This window comes from Kitasatospora sp. NPDC048715 (assembly GCF_043198905.1).
GTDB lineage: Bacteria > Actinomycetota > Actinomycetes > Streptomycetales > Streptomycetaceae > Kitasatospora > Kitasatospora lactacystinica.
Window position 1 is genome coordinate 449687 of the sequence record NZ_JBICVH010000001.1, and the last position, 24453, is coordinate 474139.

Genomic DNA, 24453 nt, shown 5'->3' on the forward strand with positions numbered 1-24453 from the left:
GCCGACCGGGTACGGGCAAGCGGGCGAGGGGGGGCAGGGCGGTCCGACAGGCGCGGCAGGCACCCCCGAAGCCGGTGCACCCCGCCGACGCCCCGCCCACCGAGGGCCTGCTCGGCTACCCCGCCCCGCCGGTCGAGCCCACCACCGTCGTCCCGCTCGCCCTGCCCGTTCCGGAGACCAAGGGCCTGCTGGCCCCCGAGCCCGAGCCCGAGCCGGTACCCGAGTCGGTACCCGGGCCGGCGGTCCGCGCCGCGACCGGACGGGCCGAGACCGAGCGCCCGGTCCGTCGCCGTTCGGTCGCCGAGGACACCCTCACCCCCGAGGAGTGGCGGGCGGCCGGCTACACCCCGCCCACCGGCATCCCGGTCCCGGACCTCACCGCCGGCGCCCCCGGCGAGGCGCCCTGGCCGGACCGGATGCGCACCCTGCTGCGCACCCCGATGTCCGAGCGGCCCGCCTTCGAGCGCACCGCCCGCGAAATGCACCCCTCCGCGTCCGTCACCCGCAACGTCCCGCGCATCCTCGACCTGACGCTGCGCATCGGCGAGCTGCTGCTGGCCAGCGGCGAGGCGGCCGAGGACGTCGAGGCGGCGATGCTCGGCATCGCGCACGCCTACCGGCTGGACCGCTGCGAGCCGCAGGTCACCTTCACCCTGATCGGCATCTCGTACCAGCCCTCGCTGGTCGAGCCGCCGGTCACCGCCGACCGCGTGGTGCGCCGCCGGACCTCCGACTACACCCGGCTCGACGCGGTGTACGCGCTGGTCGCGGACATCACCGCGGAGAACGTGACGGTCAACGACGCCTACCGCCGGCTCGCGCTGATCCGCCGCAACCGGCACCCGTACCCCGCCTGGTTCCTCGCCCTGACCACCGGCCTGCTGGCCGGCGCGGCGACCTTCCTGGTCGGCGGGCGGGTGGACGACAAGGCCTGGCTGGTGTTCGCGAGCGCCTTCGTCGCGGCCGTCCTCGGCGACCGGCTGGCCTCCGCGCTGGCCCGGCGCCGGCTGCCGGAGTTCTACCAGTTCGTGGCGGCCGCGATGCCGGCCGCCGCCTCCGGCATCATCCTCTCGCTGAACGACTGGGGCCTGCGCGGCTCGGTCGTGATCACCGGTGGCCTGTTCGCCCTGCTGCCCGGGCGCGCCCTGGTCGCCGCCGTGCAGGACGGCCTGACCGGCTTCTACATCACCGCCGCGGCCCGCCTGCTGGAAGTGATCTACCTGGTCGCGGGCATCGTGATCGGGGTGATGGTGATCCTCTACCTGGGCGTCGGCTTCGAGGCGAACCTGCGCCCGGACGAGAGCCTGGTGGGCGTCAACTACCCGCCGGTCCAGATGGTCGCCGCGATGCTGCTGACCCTGGCCTTCGCGACGCTGCTCCAGACCGACCGCCGCACGCTGGCCCTGGTCACCGTCAACAGCGGCATCGGCTGGGCCAGCTACGGTGCGCTGGTGTACAACGCGGGCGTCAACCCGATCGCGGCGACCGGCGTGGCGGCCGGGCTGGTCGGCCTCTTCGGCCAGCTGATGGCGCGCTACCGCAACGGGTCGGCGCTGCCGTACGTGACCGCCGCGATCGGTCCGCTGATGCCCGGTTCGGCGCTCTACCTCGGGATGCTGGCCTTCGCCCAGGGGCACTCCAGCGCCGGCCTGGTGTCGGTCTTCCGGGCGGCGGCGATCGCGATGGCGCTGGCGGTCGGGGTGAACCTGGGCGGGGAGATCGCCCGGCTGTTCCTGAAACTGCCGGTCGGCGCCGAGCGCCCGTCGCTCTACCCGGTCGTGCCGCGCCGGGCGGCCAAGCGCACTCGAGGGTTCTGACCGGACGTCGGGCCGGTGCCGGGCCGGTGCCGGGCCGGTGCCGGGGCGATGCGGTCCCCGGGCCCCGGCCCCGGCCCCCGGGCCACGTCACGGCAGGCAGGACGCAGGACCAGGAACGAAGGTAAGACCCATGACGACACTGCTGGACGGCTACCGCGAGCACATCGTCGCCGCGCACAAGCAACCGCTGTTCCTGCTGCTGGTCGGATTCATCACCTCTTTCGTCTTCATCCGGTTCAGCGTCCGGATGATCCGCGCCCAGGTGCGCTGGTGGCCGGGCAACGTGACCCCGGGCGGCCTGCACATCCACCACATGGTGTTCGGCCTGGGCTTCCTGCTGCTCGGCGGCATCGGGGTGTTCGCCACCTACGGCGGGCACCCGTGGATCGACGTGTTCGGCCTGGCCTTCGGCATCGGCTGCGGTCTGGTGCTGGACGAGTTCGCGCTGATCCTGCACCTGGACGACGTGTACTGGAGCGAACAGGGCCGCAAATCGGTGGACGCGGTGATCTTCGGCATCCTGTTCACCTCCCTGCTGCTGGTCGGGTACGTGCCGCTCGGCGTGGTGCCCGGCGAGGAGACCAGGTGGGGCCTGATCACGATCATCTCGGTGAACTCGCTGGCCTCGGTGATCACCCTGCTCAAGGGCAAGGTGTGGACCGGCCTGCTCGGGATCATGGTCCCCGGCCTGTCTTGGATCGGGGCGATCCGGCTGGCCCGCCCGAGCAGCCCGTGGGCCCGCTGGCGGTACTCCACGCGCCCCCGCCGCCGGGCGCGTGCGCTGCGGCGCGAGCGCCTGCTGCACCGGCGCGCGGACCGGGCCCGCACCTGGCTTTTCGACCTGATCGCCGGCGCCCCCGACAAGGTGCCCGCCAACCACCCGGCGGCGCACCGGGTGGCCGAGCGGATGGCCGCCCGGGCCAGCGCCCACCTCGACGCGCACGCCGCCCGGGCGCTGGCCCGCCGTCAGGCCCGGCTGGCCGACCGCCGTTCGGCGGCCGCCGCCGGGACGGCCCGGGGCGCGGCGGACCCGGCGCTCGGGTCGGCCGAGGCCGGTCCGGACCGCTCCCGCCTGGCGCAGCAGCGCCGTCGTACCGTCCGGGCCGGGCGCAGCCGGGTCTTCGCGGTGGGGCCGACCGGGCTGGAGAGCCGGCCGGAGCGGCACCACCGGCTGCGCACCCACACCCGTCGGATCGGCCGGTAGCCCGGCCCTGCGCGCGGGTCCCGGTCCGTTCCCCGTCCGGTTTCCTGCCCGTTTCCTGCTCGGTTTCCCGCCCGCCCCGCTGTCCGGCCGGAGCCGAGGTTTGGTCAGATCATCCGATGGTCACCCGACCGGCGGAGCACTTTCCGGGCGTGAAGGCCGCCGGAATTGAGAACATGAGCGTCATGTGACCGTTCTGTCACGTGATGGGATGATTCATCGGATCCCCGCCGACCCCCGGGCCACCGACCGCCCGTACGCCGCGCGCCGTCCGACGCCGTCCCCTCCGGACCCGTCAGAAGGGATGTCGCGTGGCGCGCAGGATCCTGCCGACCCTCCTGTTGTCCCTCACCGCCCTGCTCGGGCTGCTCCCCGCCGCCCAGGCCGCCCCGGCCGACCCCGAACCGACGGCCGGCCGGGCCGTGGGCGAGGACCCGTACCCGACCACCGAGGAGATCGACCGGGCCCGGGCCGAGGCCGAGGGCAAGGCCTCCTCGGCCGCCGACCTGGAGGCCGCGCTCACCGCCGCCCGCACCGAGCTCGACCGCGCCGGGCGCACCGCCGAACAGGCCGTCGAGGCCTACAACGGCGCCCGGCTCGCCCTCACCCGGGCCCGCGCCGAGGAGGCCGCCGCCGCGCAGCGCGCCGCCGACGCCGAGACCGAGCGGGCGGCCGCCGCCGAGGACGCGGCCCGGCTCGCGGCCGAGACGTACCGGCAGGGCGCGGGTGCCGAACTGTCCGCCCTCAACGCCCTGCTCGGCGCCCACGGTGCGCGCGACGCGGGCGACCGCGCCGCCGCGGTCGGCCAGGTCAGCGAGCGCACCCGGCAGATCCTGGACGCCGCCACCTCCACCGCGGCCGCCGCCCGCGGCGCCTCCGCCGCCGCCCGGGCCGCCACCGAGGCCGCCGGGAAGGCCGCCGCCGAGGTCGGCGCGGCCAAGGCCGGGGCGGAGCAGCGGCTGGCCGCCCAGCAGGACGAGGTGGCCGCCGCCGGGCGGCGCCGCGAGCAACTGCTGGCCGAGCTGGCCGCCGCCCGGAACACCACCGTCGAGCTGGAGCGCCGGCGCCGCGAGGCCCTGGAGGAGATCGCCGCCCGCGAGGCCGAGGCCGCCGCCCGCGCCGCCGCCGAGCAGGCCGCCCGGGAGGCCGAGGCAGCGGCGGCGGCAGCGGCCGCCGCGGCAACCAGGGCCCACCCCGCACCGCCCCCCGCCCGCCCGTGGTCCGCCGAGGGCGCGGCCGCCGCCATCGCCTTCGCCAAGTCCAAGATCGGCCTGCCCTACGTCTGGGGCGGCGAGGGCCCGGGCGGCTACGACTGCTCCGGGCTGACGATGATGGCCTGGCGCGAGGGCGGCCGGCAGCTCAACCACTTCGCCGCCGACCAGTACGCCCAGAGCACCCCGATCGGCTACCGCCAGCTGCGCCCCGGCGACCTGGTCTTCTGGACCGACACCGGGCGCGCCGCCGACATCCACCACGTCGGGCTCTACATCGGCGACGACCAGATGATCGAGGCCCCGCGGGTCGGCATGCCGGTCAAGCAGGCCAGCCTCTGGATCATGGGGACCCCGGACTTCTACGCCCGCCCCTGACGCCCGGGCCTGCGGGTGCCGGTCAGCACCTCGACGGGTGCGACCGGCCCCGCCCCTCGGCGGCGGCCACGAGGACCGGGTCGAGCGCGCCCAGGGCGTCCCCCGGAGCCGGGTCGGCGCGAGGTACTCGGCACCGAGGGCGTCCGGGAGGCCGAGCCGGCCGCCGCCCCACCGGGTTACCGGCCGGCCACGGCGGCCACCGCCCGGCGGCTGTCGCGCAGCCGCACCACTGTCCAGCCCCAGAGCGCGGCGACCGGGAGCGACACGAGGAAGACGGCGAACGCGCCGCCGACCCGGCCGATCATCTCGGAGTCGCAGACCTCGGCCAGGTGGAAGCCGGTCGGCTGGTAGAAGGCCGGTGAGCCGCACAGCCCGTTGCCCGGAGCGAGGACCAGCCAGAGCGCCCAGAGCCAGCCGGCCACGGTCAGCCCGCCGACCAGCTTCGCCGTCAGCGCCCGGCCCTCGTACTCCTTCAGCCTGCGGACGTACTCGTCCTCCATGGTTCCCCCCGAAGCGGATCGTCTGTACCTGAACCGGCACGAGGATGCCAGGCGGGCCCGCCCGGACGCCACTGTCGGTGGGGCGCGCTAGCGTGACCGCGCGGACCGGCACTGAGGAGGCGTCGTGCGACTGCGGGATGTTCGGGCGGGGGACGTGGAGGCGTACGTCCGGATGCGCTGCGACCCGGTGATGATGGCCGAACTCGGCGGCCCGCTGCCCCGGGCGCGGGTGGAGGAGCGGCTGCGCAGGGACCTGGCCCTGGTGGCCGGGGACAGCTCCTGGATCAGGATGATCGTGCCGGACGGCGCGCAGGACGGAGAGGCGGCGGGCACCGTCACGCTCTGGTCGGACCAGGAGGACGGCGAGAGCGTCTCCGAGATCGGCTGGATGGTGCTGCCCGAGTACCAGGGGCGCGGCCTGGCCAAGGCGGCGGTCCGCAGGGTGCTGGACGCCGCCGCCGAGGACGGCCGCTGGGGCGAGGTGCACGCCAACCCGGGGACCACCAACGGAGCGTCCAACGGGATCTGCCGGGCGCTCGGATTCCGGCTGGTCGGCGAGCGGGACCTGGACTTCGCGGACCGCGTCCTGCGCACCAACCACTGGGTGGTGGTGCCCGGCGAGCACCACGGGTCGGGCACGGAATAATTCGGATGCCACCCCCGGAGGGCCGCCGTACGGTGGCCCCATGGGCAACAGCATCGATCACACGGACGTCGACAGCGTGAGCGGGCTCCAGGTCCGGGCCGTCTCGGTGGACGAGGTGGCGGAGTGGAACCGGGCGCTCAACTTCGGCTTCCTGCGCCCCCACGTGGCCGTCGCGGAGGACCTGCGCCGCCGGCAGTGGGAGCCGGGCCGGATGCTGGCCGGCTTCGACGGCGAGCGCCAGATCGCCACCTTCCGCAGCTTCGACACCGAACTGACCGTCCCCGGCGGGTCCGTCGTCCAGGCCGACGCCGTCACCAACGTCACGGTGAGCTCCACCCACCGCCGGCGCGGCCTGCTCAGCGCGATGATGCGCCGGGACCTCGCGGCCGCGGCCGAGCGCGGCTGCGCGGTCGCCGTCCTGATGGCCGCCGAGTACAACATCTACGGCCGGTTCGGCTTCGGTCCGGCCACCCACGGCAGCGGCTGGAGGATCGACCTGCGCCGCACCCGCGGTCTGCGCGAGGGCCTGCTGGGCGTTCCCGGCGGCCGGATCGACTTCGTGACCATGGCGGAGCTGCGCGAGCTGGGCGCGGACCTGTACGAGCGCTGGCGGCGCACCCAGCCGGGCGCGATCGAGCGCGACGCGCTCTGGTGGGAGCGCACCAGCGGCGAAGTCCGCACGTCCGGCGACGACTTCAAGGAGCCGTTCGCCGCCGTCCACCGGGATGCCGCCGGCACGGTCACCGGCCTGGTGCTCTACCGGATCGACCCCAAGTGGGACGGCGCCTACCCCGACGGCGCGCTCTCCGTGGACGAGTTCATCGCCCTCGACCTGCCCACCGCCGTCGAACTCTGGCGCCTGGTGCTGTCGGTGGACTGGGTGGCCCGGGTCGAGGTGCGCAACCTCGGCCCGGACGACCCGCTGCCGCTGCTGCTCCAGGACCCGCGCGCGGCCACCCCGCACGAGGACAACGGAGACCTCGTCTGGGTGCGAGTGCTGGACGTCGAGGCCGCGTTCGGCGCCCGCAGCTACGGCGCCCCCGGCCGGGTGGTGCTGGAGGTCGACGACAAGCTGGGCTACGCCTCCGGCCGTTGGGCGCTGGAGACGGCCGAGGACGGCACCGGCCGCTGCACCCGGACCACGGACGACGCCGAGCTCGCGCTCGGCGCCTCGGAGTTGGGCTCTCTCTACCTGGGCGCGGAGACGGCGTCGAGGCTGGCCGCGGCCGCCCTGGTCGCCGAGCTGCGCCCGGGGGCGGCGGCCGCCGCGGACCTGCTGCTGCGCACCCCGGTGCGGGCCTGGACGCCGACCGAGTTCTGAGCCCGTTCCAGCACCGGAGGCCGGCCCGTTCGCGGGCCGGCCTCCGGTGCTGCCGCGGGCGCTACTTGACGGCCGTCTTGCCGATGGTGGGCAGGATGAAGTCCTGGATCAGGCCCTTGGCGTCGCGGACGATCGGCCGGAACACCCGGTAGCGCGAGAGGTTGATCACCCGGGCCGCCATGGGGGTGGACCGGCGGACGAACTCCCGCGTCCGCTCGGTGTCCTCGGTCCGGTCGAAGACCCAGTAGAGGACCACGATCATCAGGTACAGCCAGAGCACGTCGGGCAGGAGCTCGACCAGTTCGGCGTCCAGTTTGGGCGCCAGCTCCGAGCCCTGGAGGACGTCGCGGAACAGCTCGACCGCCGTCGCCCGGGCCGGGTGGGAATCGTTGGAGAACGGGCTCAGCGAGCTGGTCGGGTCGGCAGCCGTCCGGAAGAACTGCGCGGCGAACTCGTGGTACGGCGCGGCCGTGTCGAGCCAGGAGGTCAGTGCGATCTCCAGCCGCTCGGAGAAGTCCCGGGTGTGGGACATCCGGCGCTTGGCGTCGGCCGCGTGCTCGTAGGTCATCCGGTCGTAGAACCCCTGGATCAGGAATTCCTTCGCCGAGAAGTAGTAGTACGCGTTGCCCACCGAGACGCCGGCCTCGGTGGCGATGGCGCGCATGGTGGTCTTCTCGTAGCCCCGTTCCTGGAACAGCCGCATGGCGGTCTCCAGGATCAGGGCACGGGTCGCCTCACTCTTGTCGGTCTTGGGCCGGGCCCGGCCGCCGGGCAGTGCTCCGCCCTCCGGCCCGGTCCCGCTCCCCGGGTCGGGCGCGGCCGGAGCCCCGGCCGTGCCGTTCTCGCCGTCCGTTCGGTTCGTCGCTGCCAGGTCGTCCACGAGCACGAGCCTAGCCGGAGACGACGTTCCATCCGGTGTCGGTGTTCGTGGCACCGGATGCCCCCTCCGCATCCGGTGCCACGGCGACCCCCCTCATTTCGAACGCGTTCAAAAGCTGAGCGGTACTGTAGACGTATCGGTTGAACATGTTCAACTCCATCTCTGTGGGAGGCTGGTCACATGATCAGTTCAGGACGGACCGTCATCCGGCGCGGCGGAGTACAGGACGCCGACTCCATCGCCGAGTTGCACGCCCACAGCTGGCGCACCGCCTACCGGGGGATCGTCCCCGAGGCGGGACTGGGCGACGGGATGGTCACCCAGCGACGCGAACTGTGGGCACTGCGCCTGGACACCGACTGCGCCGACTACGGCGGGCCGGAGAACACGCCCGAACTGCTGGTCGCCGAACGAGCGGGCGCGATGGTCGGATTCATCTACCTCGTCCCGCAGCCGGACGGCGGAGTGATGATCGACAACCTGCACGTCCGCCCCGGCCTGAACGGCGGCGGCATCGGGCGCGAGCTGCTGATCGCGGCCCGCACCCATGTCGCCGAGCGGCACCCCGGGGCCGGACTCTCCCTGGAGGTGCTGCGGGACAACACCCGCGCGATCGCCTTCTACGAGCGCGAGGGCGCAGAGCGGGTCCGGGCGCAGGAGGGCGAGTTCCCCGGAGGGTTCCTGCTGCCCGAGTACGTGTACGCCTGGCCGGCCGCGCGCGTGGCGGTCGGGTCCGAGCGGGCGGAGCCGGCGGACAGGTAGGAACCGGTCGACGGAACGCTGGAGAGGCGGAGAGCCGGATCGGTGGAAGGGGAGGGCCTGCTGGAGCAGGCCGTCAGTCGACGTCGTAGACGGTCACCGGGACGCCCCGGGCCGTCAGCCGGGCGGTGACCAGCGGTTCGACCCGGTCCCACCGCCCGCCCGCCAGGCCGCAGCCGATCCGCGGCATGTGGACGGAGGCACCGAGCCGGAGCGCGTGCTCACCGAGCGCGGCCAGTCCGGTGTCGATCGCCTCGTACCGCACCGGCACCCCGGTCGAGCGCCCCGTGCGGATGCCGCGCTGGCCGACCAGGTTGGCCACCCAGACGTGCGGATCGACCGCCACCAGCTGGACGGCGCCCAGGCCGAAGTCGTTCTTCGCCCGCTCCCTGTGCCAGCGCCGGTACGCGGCCTCGGGTTCGGGCCAGCGTCTGGAGAGCGCGAGCACGAAGCCCTTGCCCCAGCCGCCGAGGTCGTTGCAGACGTGCGCGATCACCTTCACGCCCTTGCCCTGGGGCGTGGTGGCATCGCCTCGGACGTACGTGATTTCCCCCATGCCTCGACGTTAGAGGGTGGGACTGACAATCTGCTCGGCATTTTCCGGCGCCCCGCCCGCCGCCCCGCCCGGCACTCCACCCGGCGCCCCCTCGGGCGGTGCGGCCGCCGCCGCCCCGCGCGTCGTCAGGTGCCGGCGCCCCGCCAGGGCGATCAGCAGCGCGAGCCCGGCGGCCGCGGCGGGCAGGAGGTAGCCGGTGCCCGGAGCGGCCCGCTCCGCGACCGTCCCGGCGAGCGCCGCCCCGGCCGAGATGCCGATCACGATGCCGGACACCGCCATCGCCATGCCCTCGTTGAACTGCCGCTGCGGCAGCAGCTCCTGGACCAGCGTCATCCCGGTCACCATGGTCGGCGCGGTGGCGGTGCCGGCCGCGAACAGGGCCGTCCCGAGCAGCCCGAGCCCGGTCCCGCCCAGCCCGGCGGCGAGCGGCAGCAGCAGCACCGAGGCCATCGCGGTGGCGCCGAGCAGGAACCGCGTGCCCGGTGCCCGGCGCGGGGTCAGCAGCCCGAACAGCAGCCCCGCGACGCAGGAACCGGCCGCGAACAGGGCCAGCAGCAGTCCGGCGGAGGCCTTGTGGCCGAGCGCGTCGGCGTACGCCACGGTGGTGATCTCGGTCGCGCCGAAGACCGTGCCGGTCGCCAGGAAGGTCAGCACCAGCACCCGCAGCCCGGGCACCCGCAGCGGGGAGCCGTGCCGCGGTCCGGCCGGTTCCCGCCCCTGCGCCGGGGCGGGGGGCAGCGGGGGTTCGGTGCGCCGCTGGGCGGCGAACAGCAGGGCGCCGGCGGCGCCGAGGGTCCCGGCGGTGATCAGTCCGGCCTCCGGGGCGAGCGTGGTGCAGAGCAGCATGGCGAGCACCGGGCCGGCCATGAAGCAGAGTTCGTCCAGGGCCTGTTCGAAGGAGTTGGCCAGGTGCCGGGCGGCCGGGTCGTCCCGGTACAGGTGCGCCCAGCGGGAGCGGGCCATGCCGCCGAGGTTGGGTGCCGCCGAGCCGGCCGCGGAGCAGAGGAGGAGCGTCCAGTCGGGTGCGCCGAGCCGGACGCAGAGCAGCAGCCCGGTCAGTGGAACGGCGTTGTACAGCGCGGCCGGTACCGTCACCCGCGCCTGCCCGTACCGGTCCACCAGCCGTCCGATCAGCGGCATCCCGACCGCGCCGGCGACCAGTCCGGCCGCCGAGACGGCCCCGGCCAGCCCGTACGAGCCGCGCCGCTCGGAGAGCAGCACCACCAGGGCGACGCCGTTCATCGACAGCGCCAGCCGGCCGAGCAGCCCGGTCAGGGTGAAGGCGACGGCACCGGGGGCCGCGAACAGCCGCCGGTAGGAGGTGAGGACGGCGCGCGGGGGCATCGGGCTCCTGTGAGCAGGGGGAAGGGGGGTGCTCACAGCCTGGTGCCGGTGGCGGGCGGCCGTCCAACACCTGTTTCGCCGCACTCACAACACGCTGTTGTTAATCTGCCGCCCATGCCCCGTGACCTGCACCCCCGCCTGCTCCGCGGCTTCGTCGCGACCGCCGAGACCCTGCACTTCGGCCGGGCCGCGGAGCGGCTGCACACCGCCCAGCAGGCACTCAGCCGGGACGTCCGGACCCTGGAGGGGCAGCTCGGCGAAGCACTGTTCACCCGCACCACCCGCAGCGTAGAACTCACCCCGGCCGGAAGGCGGTTGCTGCCCCGGGCGCGCGGGTTCCTCGCCCTGCACGACGAGATCCTCGCCGAGGCCGCGGCCGGATCCGGGGCCGCCGCCCGGCCGCTGCTGCTCGACCTCAACAGTGACGTCACCGGCCCGGACCTCACCGCCGACCGGGTGCTCGAACGGGCCCGGGCCGCCTGGCCGGAGGGCGAACTGCTGGCCCGCTTCCACGGCGGACTGGCCGCGGCGGCCGCCGAACTGCTGGCCCACCGGCTGGACGCCTCCTTCGGCCGCTTCGCCGGGCTGCCCGCCCCGGTGCGCGGTCGACTCGTCCAGCTGCCGGTGCGGTTGGAGCGGATCTCGGTGATGATGGCGGACACCCATCCGCTGGCCGACCGCTCCGTGCTGCGCCCGGCCGAGCTGGCGGGGCACCCCGTCGACGTCTGCGCGGGCAACCCGGCGACCACCGAGTGGGCCGACCTCGGCACCCGGCTGCTGCGGGAGCACGGTCTGACGGCGGCCGCGCCGTACGTGCCGCCGGTGGGCGTCGACGAGACCGCCCGCTACCTCGCCCGGCACGGCGATCCGATGCTGACCACGGTCGGCGGCCCGCGGATCCCGGGGACGGTGAACGTGCCGCTGGTGGAACCGGTGCCGCTGAGCCTGGTCAGCCTGGTGCACCGGCCGGGGGAGCGTCACCCGGGGCTGCGGGCGCTCGCCGCCGCGGCCGGCGCGCTCGGCGCGGCCGAGGGCTGGCTGCGCCGTCCGCCGGGCAGCTGGCTTCCCGAGGCGGACGCGGCGCTGCTGCGGTAGGGGCGGACGCGGCGTGGCTGCGGCAGGGGTGGACACGGTGCTGTCGGCGCAGGGGCGGACGCGGGCGGCCGACCGCCGTACGGGCGGGCGGCCGTCACGCGAAGACCGCCCCTGCCCCCGGGGGGAAGGGCAGGGGCGGTGCTCGGGGGGACGGCCGGCTCAGGCCGCCTTGACGGCGGAGATGTCGAAGCTGAGCTTGACCTTCTCGCCGATCAGCACGCCGCCGGTCTCCAGCGCGGCGTTGTAGGTCAGGCCGAACTCGGTGCGGTCGACGACGGCCTTGCCCTCGAAGCCGACCCGGTCGGCGCCGTACGCGTCGGTGGCGCTGCCGGTGTACTCCAGGTCGAGCACGACCGGGCGGGTGGTGCCCTTGATGGTGAGGTCGCCGGTCATCCGGTACGAGTCGCCGCCGAGCAGCTGGGCGGAGGTGCTGCGGAAGCGGATCTCCGGGTGGGTGTCGACGGCGAAGAAGTCGCCGGTGCGCAGGTGCTCGTCGCGCTGGGCCTGGTTGGTGTCGACGCTCGCGACCTTGATCACCAGCTCGGCCGAGGAGTTGCCCGGGTGGGTCCCGTCCAGGTGCAGCTTGCCGTCGTACTCGGTGAAGCGGCCCTTGACGTTGGTGACCATCGCGTGGCGGACCGAGAAGCCGATCTCGCTGTGCGTGTTGTCGACGGTCCAGTCGCCGGTCAGGTGGGCGAGGTCCGGGCCGGCCGGGGTCGGGACGGCGGTCGCGGCGGGGGCGGTGACGGTCTTGGTGCGGTTGAACAGGCCCATGGCTTCCTCCTTGGTTCGAAGCCAGTTGTTTAGGCTTCAACTTGTTGGCTCCAGCGTAGGACAACTTCGTTCAACTTTCAACCATGGTGCTCCGGATTCCTCCGAACGGCTCAGCGGACCCGCCCTGTCGGACCTCCCGGATAGGCTGCGAAGGACGGTCCCACCCCGCCCGGAAGGCCCCCGATGTTCGTCCTGCACGCGCTCTGGCGGGCGGACGGGCAGCTGGCGCTCTGGGCCGAGGACGCCCGCGCCCACCCCGGCGCCGCCGAACCGCAGCCCGACCGGCCCGCCCCGCGCGCCCACCCCTACGCCTGCCCGGCCGGCGAGCTGGCCGCCGTGCTCGGCGGCATCGGTCCGGGTCTCGGCTGGCTCGCCGGACAGGCCCCCGAGCGCTGGGCCACCCTGCTGCTGCCCACCGTCGGCACCGTCCCCGCGCCCTCGCCCGACCTTCCGGTCGCCCCGCCGCGCGGCGGCGCCGTGCTCACGCCCTGGCGGGTGCCGGCCCTGCTCTTCGGGGCCGGGGCCGCCGCCCAGCTGCTCGGTGAGGTCTTCGACCCGGTCTGGGCCGTCACCAGCAGCGATCTGCCCGGCGCCGGACGGGTCGAGGTGGTCCACGGCCCCTCGCTGCGCTGGCTCACCGGAGTGCACGACCTCGCCTGGCGGACGGTCGGCCGCGGCCGGGTCCAGCCGCTGCCCGTGACCGCCGCCGACGGCCGCCCGCAGGCCCGGTGGCGGCCCGACCTCACCCCGGCCGGGCGCCGCGAGGCCGCCGCCCTGGCCGCTGGCTGCCCGCCCGTCCTGCTGGGGGAGTGGCCGTACGGCGCCGACGACGGGGACGCGCTGCTGGGCGCGGCCCTGGGCGCACTGGTGGACGCCGAGGCCCGCGCCGCACTGGCGGACGCCCCGTCCCCCTTCCCGGTCGACGGCGGCGCCGGACCGGGGGCGGCCGTCGCCGAGCGCTGGCTGCACGCCCTCACCACCCCCGACGGCGGGTTCGACGGCTCCCCGCCCGAGGAGCTCGCCGAACTGCGCCGCGGGCTCGGCGCCTGGTACGCCGCCGCCGAGCCCGTCGATCCGGCGCTGCGGCTCTGCTTCCGCCTGGTCGAGCCGCTCGGCCCCGATCAGGACGACCCGGAGGGCCGGCCCTCCGACGACGCGTGGCAGCTGGAGTTCCTGCTCCAGGCCGTGGACGAGCCCTCCCTGCTGGTCCGCGCCGCCGACCTGCACGAGGGCGGCGCCGCCCACGCCGCGCTCGCCCGCAAGGGCGCCGACCCGGTCGACGTGCTGGTCGCCGAACTCGCCCGCGCCGCCCACCGCTGGCCCGCCCTGGACGGGCTGCGCCACCGCTCCCACCCGTCCGCCCTGCCGCTCGGCCGGGCCGGCGCGCTCGACTTCCTGCGCACCGCCGCGCCCGCCCTCGCCGAGGGCGGCTTCGGGGTGCTGCTGCCCGCCTGGTGGCGCCGCCGCCCCCGGCTCGGGCTCGCCCTGCGCGCCACCGCCCCGCCCGCACCCGGCTCGCTCGCGGCCGCCGGCCAGGTGGACCGGGACGCCGTGGTCGCCTTCCGCTGGCAGGTCGCGCTCGGCCCGGAGGGGGAGCCGCTCACCGAGCGGGAACTGGCCGAACTCGCCGCGGCCAAGCAGGAGCTGGTCCGGGTGCGCGGCACCTGGCTGGAGGCCGACCCGGCCCAGATCGCCGCCGCGCTCGCCTTCCTCGCCGACCGGCGCGACGGCGTGCTCGCCGCCGGAGAGCTGCTGCGGCTCGCCCTCGACCCGGAGGCGACGGTCGCCGGGCTGCCGGTCACCTCGGTGCGCGCCGACGGCCCGCTCGGCGAGCTGCTCGCCGGGCAGGCCGTCGCCGCCCCGGCCCCGGAGCTGCCGGCGGACTTCCGGGCCGAGCTGCGCCCGTACCAGGAACGCGGGCTGGCGTGGCTGCGGACCATGTCCGGACTCGGCCTCGGCGCCGTGCTGGCGGACGACATGGGCCTCGGCAAGACCGTCCAGACCCTCGCCCTGCTCGCCTCCGAGCGGGCGGAGGCGGCGGAGGCGGCAAAGGCGGCGGACGGGCTGAAGGGGGCGGACGGGCCGGAGGCGGCGAAGGGGGCGGAGGACACCGCCGGCCCCACCCTGCTGGTCTGCCCGATGTCCCTGGTCGGCAACTGGCAGCGCGAGGCCGAGCGCTTCGCCCCCGGTCTGCGACGGTACGTCCACCACGGCGCCGGCCGCCTCGGCGCGGAGCAACTCGCCGCGGCCGTCAGGGGCGTGGACCTGGTCATCACCACCTACGGGCTGGTCCAGCGCGACCTCGCCGCCCTGCGCGCGATCCGCTGGCGCCGGGTGGTCGCCGACGAGGCCCAGCACATCAAGAACAGCGGCACCGCGCAGTCCCGGGCGATCCGCGCCCTTCCCGTCACCCGGCACCGGATCGCGCTCACCGGCACTCCGGTGGAGAACCGGCTCGCCGAACTGCACGCCGTCCTGGACTTCGCCAACCCGGGCCTGCTCGGCCCGGCCGAGCGCTTCAAGGAGCGCTACGCGATCCCGGTCGAGCTGCACCGCAGTCCCGAACGCACCGCCGAACTCCTCCGCCGCACCGCACCGTTCGTGCTCCGCCGGGTCAAGTCCGACCCGGCGGTGGCGGCCGAGCTGCCCGCCAAGCAGGAGATGACCGTCTGGTGCAACCTCACCGCCGAACAGGCGGGCCTCTACCAGGCCGTGGTCGCCGACCTGCTGCGGCGGGTCGAGGGCATCCGGGGCGTGGAGCGGCGCGGCACGGTGCTGGCCGCGATCGGCAAGCTCAAGCAGGTCTGCAACCACCCGGCCCAACTGCTGCACGACGGTTCGGCGGTGGGCGGGCGCTCGGGCAAGGTCGCCCGGCTGGCCGAACTGCTGGAGGAGGCGCTGGCCGAGGGCGACCGGACGCTGGTCTTCACCCAGTACGCCGAGTTCGGTGCGATGCTCCGCCCGTACCTTGAGCGCCGGCTCGGCGAGGAGGTGCTCTACCTGCACGGCGGCCTGCCCCGGACGCGCCGTGAGGAGCTGGTCGAACGCTTCCAATCCCCGGACGGGCCGGGGGTGTTCCTGCTCTCGCTGCGGGCCGGCGGCACCGGCCTCAACCTGACCGCCGCCAACCAGGTGATCCACCTGGACCGTTGGTGGAACCCGGCGGTCGAGGAGCAGGCCACCGACCGGGCCTTCCGGATCGGCCAGCGCCGGGACGTCCAGGTCCGCCGACTGGTCTGCGTCGGCACCGTCGAGGAGCGGATCGACGAACTCCTCGCCGCCAAGCGCTCGTTGGCCGATGCGGTGGTGGGGGAGGGGGAGCGCTGGCTCACCGACCTGCCGGTCGAGGCGCTGCGCGAACTGGTCGCCCTCACCCGGGAGGACGCCGTGGCCGAGGAGGACGCGTGAGCGACGAACCGAAACCGCCCGTGGTCAACGTCGCCGCCTACTGGTGCGGCGACTTCACCCTGCGCCGCGCGCCGGCGGCGGAGGAGGAGGACGGTCCGGACGAGTCCTCGCTGCGCCGCCTCGGCCGCTCCGGCATCACTGTGCACGGCCGCGACCTCGCCGTCGTGCTCGCCCCCGCCTACGAGGCCTTCCGGGGCTGAGCGCGGCGGCTACCGTGCGGTAGCGTCGCGCGGGTGACCGACACCCACGACGCGCCGTCGGCCGACTCCCGGTCGGCCGACCCCCGCTTGGCCGACTTCGAGCGGCACCGGCGGACGGTCTTCGGCATCGCCTACCGGATGCTCGGCAGCGTCGCCGATGCCGAGGACCTGGTCCAGGACACCTGGCTGCGCTGGAGCGGCGTCACCGGCCCGGTCGCCAGTCCCGGCGGCTTCCTGGCCCGTACGGTCACCAACCTCGCGCTCAACAAGCTGGACTCGGCCGCCGTGCGCCGCGAGTCCTACGTCGGCCCCTGGCTGCCCGAGCCGCTGGTCACCGAGCCGGACGCGACCGAGGGCGTCGAGCGGGCCGAGACGGTCTCGGTGGCCCTGTTGGTGGTGCTGGAGAGCCTGTCCCCGCTGGAGCGGGCGGTGTTCGTGCTCAAGGAGGCCTTCGGATTCACCTACCAGGAGATCGCCGAGGCCCTGGACCGCACCGAAGCCGCCTGCCGTCAGGTCGGCAGCCGGGCCCGGGCGCACGTGCGCGCCGGCCGGCCGCGCTACGACGCCCCGCCCGAGCTGCGCCGCCGCGCCACCGACGAGTTCCTGGTGGCCTGCGCCGGCGGCGACCTCAACCGGATGCTCGAACTGCTCGCCCCCGACGTCACCGCCTGGACGGACGGCGGTGGGGTGATCCGCGCCGCGCTGCGGCCGGTCGTCGGTGCCGAGAACGTCGCCCGCTTCGTCCTCGGGGTGCTCGGGCAGCTCGGTGAGGGTGCCGGCGCCCGTCCGGTCCTGGTCAACGGCGAGCCCGGTGCGCTGGTCACCGTGGACGGCGCCGTCGACTCCGTGTCGGTGTTCGAATTCGCCGAGCAGCCCGACGGCACCGTGCGGATCGCCGGGATCCGCAGCGTCCGCAACCCGCACAAGCTGGCCCACCTCACCGGCGCCGCGCCCGTGCCTCCCTCGGCCCCCGTCCCTCCCGCCCCCGTCCCTTCCGCCGCTCCCGCTCCCGCCGACGCTCCCGCTCCCGCCCCCGGCGACGGCGCCGACCGGCCCGACCCGGCTTGACCCTCGACCAGGTCGAGCCCGCAGAGTCACCGGCATGGAGAGCGAGCTGCACAGCATCGGCGAACTGGCCCGCGCCAGCGGACTGGGCGTCGGTACCCTGCGCTACTACGACGGCGCCGAGGTGCTCACCCCCGCCTGGGTCGATCCGCAGACCGGCTACCGCTGGTACCGGCCCGGCCAGCTCGCCGACGCCCGGCTGCTGGCCAGGCTGCGCCGGGTCGGCCTGCCGCTGACGGACGTCCGCGCCGTGCTCGGCGCCGCGCCCGGCGGCGAGGAGGCCCGGCAGGTGCTCGACGCGCACCTGCGCCGTCTGGAGGACGGCCTCGCCGACGCCCGCCGCGAGCTCTCCCTGATCCACGCGATGATCGACCAGAGGGAGCAGCCGATGACCACCACCCCCGCCGGACTCCGGTTCACCGTCCCGGCCGAAGAGCTCGCGGCCGCCCTGGACGCCGTCCGCTTCGCGGTCTGCGGGGACCCGGAGCTGCCCTCGCTCGCCGGCGTGCTCTTCGAGCCCGACGGGCCGGTGCTGCGCCTGGTCGCCACCGACCGCTACCGGATGGCCCTCGCCGAGGTGTCCGCCGCCGGTGACACGCCCGAGCGGCCGGTGGCGGGCACGGTCGTCCCGACCGCGCTGGTGGACGCGCTGCGCGCGCTGCTCGGCTCGGGGGCGGCGGAGGTCGCGCTCACCCTCGGCGGCGGTCCGGTCCGGGCCGAGGTCGGGGAGCACCGGATCGAGGGCGCCGCGCTGGACTTCGACTACCCCGACCACCGGGCCGTCACCCGGCTCGCGCCGGAGCACCGGATCACCCTCTCGGCCGCCGAACTGCGGGCGGCCGTGGCGGCCGGGGCCACCCGTACCCTGCCCTCCGGCCCGGACGGCGCCGACTGCGAGGTCACCGTCCTGACCCTGACCGGGGACGGCCGCCTGACGGTCGCCGACGATCCGGCCCCCGAGGGCTACCGACTGGCCGTCAACCGGGACTTCCTGCTGGAAGCCCTCGACGCCGGCCGCCCCGGGCAGCTGCTCCTCGAACTCGGCGGCCCGATCGCCCCGCTGGCCGTCCGCACGCCCGGTCGTTCGGGCACCTTCTCCGTGCTGATGCCGGTCCGGCTGCCCGAGTCCGGCTGACCGGCGGGCCTCGCCGGGGCTCTGGAAGGATCACCGCATGAGCCCGCACCCCGACGCCCCCGACGCCCCTGCCTCGGACGTCCCTGCACTTGACGCCCCCGGCTCCGAAGCCCCCGGCTCCGGGGTCCACGTCCCCGCGGAGCACGTCCCCGCGGAGCACGTCCCCGCGGAGCACGTCCCCGCGGAGCACGTCCCCGCGGAACAGGTCCGCACGGTCCACGTCCCGGCCCCCGGCGGCGGCCGGCTGTGGGCGGAGCGCCGAGGAGCCGGCAGCCCGGTGGTGCTGCTGCACGGCTCCGGCATGGACTCCCGGCTGTGGGACGCCGTCGCCCCGGCGCTCGCCCGCCACCACGACGTGATCCGCTACGACGCCCGCGGCCTCGGCCGCTCCAGCACGCCGGAGCAGGCCTTCGACGACGTCGCGGACCTGGGCGCCGTCCTGGACCACTTCGGTCTGCCCGGTGCCGCGCTGGTCGGTCTGAGCATGGGCGGGGAGACCGCCCTGGACTTCGCCCTCGCCCACCCCGACCGGGTCACCGCGCTCGGCCTGGTCGGCGCCTCGGTCAGCGGCCACGACTGGCCGCCGTCCCCGGAGACCACCGCCTACGCCGAGGCCCGGCGCCGTGGCGACGCGGCGGAGCTGGCCGAGCTGGAGCTCTCCGTCTGGGCCGCCCTGGGCCGCGGCGCACCGGGCGGCGAGCTGATCGCGGCGATGGTCGAGGAGAACGCGGCCCGCCGGATCGTCAGCGAGCACCACCTCGCGGGCGCCCCGGCCCGGGCGGCCGAGCCGCTCCTGGGCACGGTCGCCGCGCCCACCCTGGTCGTCCACGGCGACCGCGACCACCCGGAGATCGCGGCGATCGCCCGGCGGCTCGCCGACGACATCCCCGGCGCCCGCGGCCACCTCGTCCCGGACGCCGACCACTACCTCCCGCTGCGCACCCCCGAACGGCTCATCGAGCTCCTCCTCGCCCATCTGGCCTGACCGCCCGGTCCGCCCGGCCCCGGCCGCGCCCCGACGGGGACGCGCGCGTTTGCTGCCGCTAGCACCCTGCTTGCATTTGCAAGCGGGGTGTTGCAGGCTGTCCGCATGGCCTCACTGAACGTCGGCTCGCTGGGCGAGTACATCCGCGAGCAGCGCCGCAACGCCCAGTACTCGCTGCGGCAGCTGGCGGAGGCCGCCGGCGTGTCCAACCCGTACCTCAGCCAGATCGAGCGCGGGCTGCGCAAGCCGAGCGCGGAGATCCTCCAGCAGATCGCCAAGGCGCTGCGGATCTCGGCGGAGACGCTGTACGTCCAGGCCGGGATCCTGGAGGAGCGGCGGGGCGAGGGCCTGGAACTGCGGGCCTCGATCCTGGCCGATCCGCTGATCAACGAGCAGCAGAAGCAGGCGCTGCTCGCGGTCTACGACGCCTTCCTCAAGGAGAACGCCGCGTCGGCACCCACCCCGACGACCGACGGCCCAGCCACCCAGAACATCCACCGGGAGGACCGGTAACCATGCCCATCACCGACGAGATCAAGAAGACCCTCAGCGACCCGACCCCGCTGTACGCCCTGGCCGGCGCCGGGGACCTCGCGTACGAGAAGCTGCGCGAGGTGCCGGGCCGGGTCGAGGCGCTGGCGGCGGACCGCAAGGGCGCTCAGGAGAAGGCCACCGCCACGCTCCAGGAGGCGCAGTCGCTGCTGACCGGGGCGCAGGCCAAGGTCACCGAGACCGTCACCGGCATGCCGACGGACCTCAAGGCCCTGCAGGAGCGGGCCCAGGGCTTCGCGCTGCAGCAGGTGGCCCGTGCGGTCGAGCTGGCGGTGAAGGCCAAGGAGACCTACGACGAGCTGGCCGAGCGCGGCAAGGTCGTGGTGGACAAGGCCCGCCCGGGAGCCTCGGAGGAGGCCGAGCCGTCCGAGCGGCCCGAGCTGACCGTGGAGCCGGTTGAGGTCGTGGAGCCGGTCGAGGTCGCGGAGCCGGCCGAGCCCGCGCCGGCCGCGGAGGGCGGCGCCGAGCCCGCCCCGAAGAAGCCCTCCCGGGCCCGCAAGGGCGCCGCCGACGCCGCGGAGTGACGTGGTGCCCCGAGGGGCACAGTAGGTGACCGTGGGACGTTGACCCCGTCGTGGACGGTCGTCGTGCCAGGATGGGCGACGGTCGCAGTGCCGGAGTCGAGAGCAGAGGAGATCGAAATGGTCGGAGTGTTGCAGATTCTGGCCTTTTCCTATCTGAACCCGATCTGGTGGGCGACCATCGCCATCCTCGGCTACAAGCTGTTCGCCCTGGCCGACGCGGCCACCCGCCGGGAGGACGCCTACCGGGCGGCCGACAAGAAGACCAAGGGCTTCTGGGTGGCGATCCTGGCGATCTCCTTCGGCTGGGACTTCCTGTTCGGGGTGAACTTCTTCACCGGCATCGGCACCCTGGCCGGTCTGGTCGCCTCGATCGTCTACGTGGTGGACGTCCGCCCGGCGATCCGGGCACTGACCGGAGGCAACGGGGGCCGGGGCGGTCGGAGCAACACCGGTCCGTACGGCCCCTGGTAGCCCCGGCGGCGGACGACGCGGCGGCCCGGGCGGGGAGTTCACCCGCCCGGGCCGCCGCACGCCCACCACGTGCCCGGCGCATGCCCGGCCGGCGGCGCAGAGAGCCGGCCCGTCAGCCGAGGATCAGCTGCACCGGGTTGCGCTCCAGCAGCAGCACCGCGACGTCGTCGGTCAGCGCCCCGCCGTTCAGCTCCTCGACCTCGGCGATGGCGCTGTCGACCAGCCGCCCCCGGGTCAGCCCGGCGGCCTGGTGGTCGCCGACCAGGTCGGCGAGCCCGTCCTGGCCCAGGCGGCGGGACCCGGCCCCGACCCGGCCCTCGATCAGCCCGTCGGTGTAGAGCAACAGCCGCCAGCCGGCCCGCAGTTCGACCTCGTGGGCGGGCCAGGCGGCCTGCCCGTCGTGGCACGGCAGCAGGCCGAGCGCGGGCCCGGCGAGGTCGGAGGGCAGCGAGATCGGCTCGTGGTCCCGGCCGAGCAGCAGCGGTGCCGGGTGCCCGGCGAGGTAGAGCCGGGCCCGCTCGCCGGCGCCGAGCGAGCCGAGGTCGCTGCCGCTGCCGCCGGGCTCGATGACCAGCATGCAGAGCGTCGCGAAGATCTCGTCGCTGCGCCGCTCGTGCTCCAGCACGTGCTGGAGGGTGGTGAGCAGGGTCTCGCCGGTGAGGCCGGCGAAGACCAGGGTGCGCCACGCTATCCGGAGCGCGACGCCGAGCGCGGCCTCGTCCGGGCCGTGGCCGCAGACGTCGCCGATCACGACGTGGACGGTGCCGTCGTCGGTGCGCACGGCGTCGTAGAAGTCGCCGCCGAGCAGCGCGCGGCGGCGGCCGGGGCGGTAGCGCCGGGTGAAGGAGAGCCCGGCGCCGTCGAGCAGCGGGGTGGGCAGCAGGTGGCGCTGGAGGCGGGCGTTCTCCTGGCCGCGCAGCTCGGCCTCGACCAGGCGGCGCTGGGACTCGTCGGCGCGCTTGCGCTCGACGGCGTAGCGCAGGGCGCGGGCGAGCAGCGGGCCGTCGGTCTCGTGCTTGAGCAGGAAGTCCTGGGCGCCGGCCGCGACGGCGGCCGCGCCGAGTTCGGCCCCCGCGGCGTCGGTGAGCACCACGACCGGGGTGTGCGGGGCCCGGCGGAGCAGTTCGTGCAGGCCCTCCAGCCCGTCCGAGGGGTCGGACGGGTGCGGCAGGTCGGCGGGCGAGGCGAGGTCGAGCAGCACGCAGCCGAACTCGGGGGTGCGGGAGCGCCCGCGCCGGGCCCAGGGGGCGGGCGGGGCGAGCAGTTCGGTGGCCTGGTCCAGGCCGCGGGCCCAGTGGATCTCGATCGAGGTGCCGCTGTCGGCCACCGCGGCCTTGATCAGCTGGGCGTCCGAGGCGTCGTCCTCGATGACCAGCAGCCGCAGCGGTGTGCCGTCGGCGGGCCCGTCCGCCGCGGCGGGGTCGGCCGGGTCGGGGATGTGGGACGGGTGGGAGGCGTGCGCGGCCCGTGAGCGGGGGTGAGGTATCGGGGAAGTCGCCGTGGCCGGTCCGGTCGTGGCACGGCCGCGGGCATGGCCGACGCGGGCGCCGTCGTGGGCGCCCGGCAGGTCCGCGGCACCAGGTGCCCGCCCGTCTCCCGTTGCGGGCATCGGTGGTTCCTCCCTTTCCCCGACTGCGTAACGGCCGGCGTCCGTCCGCAGTGCCCGCCTGGCACCGCGCGTCGGGGAACTTCTCGCGACCATAACGTGATCTCCGGGGATTTCTCCGGCCGACCGGCGCCGTTGTGGTTATTGCCACGCCGGTGGCGGTGCGGTGACTGGACTCGGACGACGACTCGGTTCCGTCCCGGCGGATGCCGGGCGGTCCGGGAATGGGAGCGGGCGATGGTGGAGCGGATCACCCTGGTGGAGGGTGACATCACGGAGCAGCAGGTGGACGCGGTGGTGAACGCCGCCAACTCGTCCTTGCTGGGCGGTGGCGGGGTGGACGGCGCGATCCACCGCAAGGGCGGGCCGCAGATCCTGGAGGAGTGCCGCCGGCTGCGCGCCTCGCACTGGGGCAGGGGGCTGCCCACCGGACGGGCGGTGGCGACGGCGGCCGGACGGCTGCCGGCCCGGTGGGTGGTGCACACCGTCGGGCCGGTCCACCGGGCGGAGGAGTACGAGGAGCGGGCGGAGCTGCTGGCCTCCTGCTATCGCGAGTCGCTGCGCACCGCGGTGGCGCTCGGCGCGCGCACGGTGGCCTTTCCGGCCGTGTCGGCCGGGATCTACGGCTGGCCGCCGGCGGACGCGGCCCGGATCGCGCTCGGCACCGTCGCGGAGGTGCTGGACGGCGGTGACGTGGAGGCGGGTGCGGAGCTGGCGGAGGTGCGGTTCGTGCTGTTCGGGTCGGAGATGTACGGGGTGTTCGAACGGGCTCGGCGGGAGCTGTCCGAGCGGGGCGCCTGACGGCCGGGTGGGGCGTGGTGCCGGCCGGGTGGCGTGTGGTGTCGCCGTTCGGCCGGGTCCATGGTGGCGTGTCGAGGCGTCAACACGCCAGAGATATTCGATAACTCGTTCGAGTGAATGCATCAGGTCGGTCACCAGCTCCGGCGCTCGCGGGCAGGTGGGCGCCCCCGAACCCGGCAGCACCGCGCCGGCCCGCCGCTACGGTGCCGGCCCGTCGTCACGGTGCCGGCCCGCCGTCACGGTGCGAGCGCCGACCAGGGCAGCGTGACCTCGCCCTGCCGCCACCGTCCGCGCGCGTCCACCAGCGGCCAGCCGCCCGCCAGCGCCGTGCAGGCCGCCACCCAGCGCTGCCGCGCCCCGAACGCCCCGTACGGCGCGGCCGCCGCCCAGGCCCGGTCGAAGTCGGTCAGGAAGGCGTGCACCGGCCGTCCGGGCACGTTGTGGTGGATCAGCGCCTTCGGCAGCCGCTCGGCCAGGTCGGAGGGCTGGCCGAGGCCGCCCAGCCGGGCCGCGAAGGTCACCGTCCGGGGCCCCTCCGGACCGAGCGCGACCCAGACGTGCCGCCGCCCGATCTCGTCGCAGGTGCCCTCGACCAGCAGCCCGTCCGGGGCGAGCCGCGCGCACAGCCGCTCCCACACCCCGGCGACCGCCGACTCGTCGTACTGCCGCAGCACGTTGGCGGCCCGGATCAGCTGGGCCGGCGCGCCGCCGTCCAGCGGCACCTCGAAGCCCCCGCGCCGGAAGGTGAGCAGCGGCGGCTCGGCGTACGGCAGCGCGGCGGCGACCCGCTCCGGCTCGATCTCGATCCCGACCACCCGGACGTCCGGCCGCACCGTGCGCAGCCGCCCGGCCAGCTCGACGGCGGTCCACGGCGCCGCGCCGTAGCCGAGGTCCACCGCGACCGGCGGGCGCTCGGCGACGCGCAGCGCGCGGCCGAGGGTGTGGGCGATCCAGCGGTCCATCCGGCGCAGCCGGTTGGTGTTGGTGGTGCCCCGGGTGACCGTCCCCACCGGTCGCCCGGTCCGTCCGCGGGCGGGCGCGGCGGGAACGGGTTCGAAGGAGGCAGCCATGCCCAGAAGGGTAGTCGGGCCGTCGGCGGCACCGTGCTGACCTGGGGCGATGGCGACCGCCCCGGGCCGGTGGGCCGGGGCGGGAATGCCGAGCGCGGTCCGTGTGGTTGGCAGACTGGTGGTGATGTGTGCCCGGGACGGGGCAGCGCACACC

General features: G+C 75.4%; 23 protein-coding genes. 16 read left to right on the forward strand and 7 right to left on the reverse strand.

The features are described from left to right. Positions 1 to 74 precede the first annotated feature (74 nt). The 3 genes from ACGFSC_RS02065 (at position 75) to ACGFSC_RS02075 (ending at position 4607) form a co-directional block, all read left to right on the forward strand. Entirely contained in the window at positions 75 to 1817 is a 1743-nt protein-coding gene (locus ACGFSC_RS02065; RefSeq protein ID WP_359910390.1) for a threonine/serine exporter family protein, read from the forward strand. 130 nt (positions 1818 to 1947) lie between these two features. After that, positions 1948 to 3021, forward strand: coding sequence for a hypothetical protein (locus tag ACGFSC_RS02070; RefSeq protein ID WP_359910393.1), 1074 nt, complete (start codon positions 1948 to 1950; stop codon positions 3019 to 3021). 308 nt (positions 3022 to 3329) lie between these two features. After that, entirely contained in the window at positions 3330 to 4607 is a 1278-nt protein-coding gene (locus ACGFSC_RS02075; protein WP_359910396.1) for a C40 family peptidase, read from the forward strand. Positions 4608 to 4783: 176 nt separating this feature from the next. Here the strand turns inward: ACGFSC_RS02075 and ACGFSC_RS02080 are convergent, their stop codons facing one another. Further along, positions 4784 to 5107: a hypothetical protein gene (locus ACGFSC_RS02080; RefSeq protein WP_359910399.1), complete on the reverse strand. Its 324-nt coding sequence runs from the start codon at positions 5105 to 5107 to the stop codon at positions 4784 to 4786. Positions 5108 to 5231: 124 nt separating this feature from the next. On the opposite strand from ACGFSC_RS02080, the gene ACGFSC_RS02085 reads away from it, so the two are divergent. After that, a complete protein-coding gene (locus ACGFSC_RS02085) occupies positions 5232 to 5753 on the forward strand; it encodes a GNAT family N-acetyltransferase (protein WP_359910402.1) in 522 nt (173 codons plus the stop codon). Positions 5754 to 5793: 40 nt separating this feature from the next. Beyond that, a complete protein-coding gene (locus ACGFSC_RS02090; RefSeq protein ID WP_359910405.1) occupies positions 5794 to 7074 on the forward strand; it encodes a GNAT family N-acetyltransferase in 1281 nt (426 codons plus the stop codon). Positions 7075 to 7135: 61 nt separating this feature from the next. On the opposite strand, the gene ACGFSC_RS02095 is transcribed toward ACGFSC_RS02090, so the two are convergent. Next, complete coding sequence (locus ACGFSC_RS02095) at positions 7136 to 7954, reverse strand: TetR family transcriptional regulator (RefSeq protein WP_380355401.1); 819 nt, start codon at positions 7952 to 7954, stop codon at positions 7136 to 7138. Positions 7955 to 8134: 180 nt separating this feature from the next. Between ACGFSC_RS02095 and ACGFSC_RS02100 the strand changes: the two genes are divergently transcribed. Continuing rightward, complete coding sequence (locus ACGFSC_RS02100) at positions 8135 to 8716, forward strand: GNAT family N-acetyltransferase (RefSeq protein ID WP_359910408.1); 582 nt, start codon at positions 8135 to 8137, stop codon at positions 8714 to 8716. 73 nt (positions 8717 to 8789) lie between these two features. Here ACGFSC_RS02100 and ACGFSC_RS02105 read toward each other — a convergent pair whose 3' ends face one another. Together ACGFSC_RS02105 and ACGFSC_RS02110 are read right to left on the reverse strand one after the other, a co-directional pair. After that, the gene (locus tag ACGFSC_RS02105; protein ID WP_359910411.1) at positions 8790 to 9269 is read right to left on the reverse strand and encodes a macro domain-containing protein; all 480 of its coding nucleotides are present in this window, start codon (positions 9267 to 9269) and stop codon (positions 8790 to 8792) included. A 9-nt stretch (positions 9270 to 9278) separates the two neighbouring features. Continuing rightward, a complete protein-coding gene (locus ACGFSC_RS02110) occupies positions 9279 to 10613 on the reverse strand; it encodes an MFS transporter (protein WP_359910414.1) in 1335 nt (444 codons plus the stop codon). A 114-nt stretch (positions 10614 to 10727) separates the two neighbouring features. Between ACGFSC_RS02110 and ACGFSC_RS02115 the strand changes: the two genes are divergently transcribed. Further along, positions 10728 to 11708: a LysR family transcriptional regulator gene (locus tag ACGFSC_RS02115; protein ID WP_359910417.1), complete on the forward strand. Its 981-nt coding sequence runs from the start codon at positions 10728 to 10730 to the stop codon at positions 11706 to 11708. A 159-nt stretch (positions 11709 to 11867) separates the two neighbouring features. Here ACGFSC_RS02115 and ACGFSC_RS02120 read toward each other — a convergent pair whose 3' ends face one another. Further along, positions 11868 to 12482, reverse strand: a complete 615-nt coding sequence (locus ACGFSC_RS02120; RefSeq protein ID WP_359910420.1) for a YceI family protein — start codon at positions 12480 to 12482, stop codon at positions 11868 to 11870. 183 nt (positions 12483 to 12665) lie between these two features. On the opposite strand from ACGFSC_RS02120, the gene ACGFSC_RS02125 reads away from it, so the two are divergent. The 8 genes from ACGFSC_RS02125 (at position 12666) to ACGFSC_RS02160 (ending at position 20822) form a co-directional block, all read left to right on the forward strand. Beyond that, positions 12666 to 15890: an SNF2-related protein gene (locus ACGFSC_RS02125; RefSeq protein ID WP_359910423.1), complete on the forward strand. Its 3225-nt coding sequence runs from the start codon at positions 12666 to 12668 to the stop codon at positions 15888 to 15890. Further along, the gene (locus ACGFSC_RS02130) at positions 15887 to 16090 is read left to right on the forward strand and encodes a hypothetical protein (RefSeq protein WP_359910426.1); all 204 of its coding nucleotides are present in this window, start codon (positions 15887 to 15889) and stop codon (positions 16088 to 16090) included. The genes ACGFSC_RS02125 and ACGFSC_RS02130 overlap by 4 nt, the downstream gene beginning before the upstream one ends. Positions 16091 to 16177: 87 nt before the next feature. Next, positions 16178 to 17158 (forward strand): RNA polymerase sigma-70 factor, encoded by a 981-nt coding sequence (locus ACGFSC_RS02135; protein WP_359910444.1) that lies wholly within the window; start codon positions 16178 to 16180, stop codon positions 17156 to 17158. A gap of 34 nt (positions 17159 to 17192) precedes the next feature. Further along, complete coding sequence (locus ACGFSC_RS02140; protein WP_359910429.1) at positions 17193 to 18290, forward strand: MerR family transcriptional regulator; 1098 nt, start codon at positions 17193 to 17195, stop codon at positions 18288 to 18290. Positions 18291 to 18327: 37 nt separating this feature from the next. After that, positions 18328 to 19275 (forward strand): alpha/beta fold hydrolase, encoded by a 948-nt coding sequence (locus ACGFSC_RS02145; protein WP_359910432.1) that lies wholly within the window; start codon positions 18328 to 18330, stop codon positions 19273 to 19275. A gap of 105 nt (positions 19276 to 19380) precedes the next feature. Continuing rightward, positions 19381 to 19788, forward strand: coding sequence for a helix-turn-helix transcriptional regulator (locus tag ACGFSC_RS02150; RefSeq protein ID WP_359910435.1), 408 nt, complete (start codon positions 19381 to 19383; stop codon positions 19786 to 19788). A 2-nt stretch (positions 19789 to 19790) separates the two neighbouring features. Further along, the gene (locus ACGFSC_RS02155; RefSeq protein ID WP_359910438.1) at positions 19791 to 20351 is read left to right on the forward strand and encodes a hypothetical protein; all 561 of its coding nucleotides are present in this window, start codon (positions 19791 to 19793) and stop codon (positions 20349 to 20351) included. A 117-nt stretch (positions 20352 to 20468) separates the two neighbouring features. Next, positions 20469 to 20822, forward strand: coding sequence for a DUF2516 family protein (locus tag ACGFSC_RS02160; protein WP_359910441.1), 354 nt, complete (start codon positions 20469 to 20471; stop codon positions 20820 to 20822). Between the two features lie 112 nt (positions 20823 to 20934). Here the strand turns inward: ACGFSC_RS02160 and ACGFSC_RS02165 are convergent, their stop codons facing one another. Beyond that, on the reverse strand, positions 20935 to 22431 hold the full coding sequence (locus tag ACGFSC_RS02165; protein WP_359913711.1) for a SpoIIE family protein phosphatase: 1497 nt from the start codon (positions 22429 to 22431) through the stop codon (positions 20935 to 20937). 234 nt (positions 22432 to 22665) lie between these two features. Here ACGFSC_RS02165 and ACGFSC_RS02170 point away from each other — a divergent pair, with 234 nt between their 5' ends. Beyond that, a complete protein-coding gene (locus tag ACGFSC_RS02170) occupies positions 22666 to 23229 on the forward strand; it encodes an O-acetyl-ADP-ribose deacetylase (RefSeq protein WP_359913714.1) in 564 nt (187 codons plus the stop codon). 236 nt (positions 23230 to 23465) lie between these two features. On the opposite strand, the gene ACGFSC_RS02175 is transcribed toward ACGFSC_RS02170, so the two are convergent. Continuing rightward, positions 23466 to 24299 carry a class I SAM-dependent methyltransferase gene (locus ACGFSC_RS02175; protein ID WP_359913717.1) on the reverse strand — a complete coding sequence of 278 codons (834 nt, stop codon included), beginning with the start codon at positions 24297 to 24299 and terminating at the stop codon, positions 23466 to 23468. Positions 24300 to 24453 lie beyond the last annotated feature (154 nt).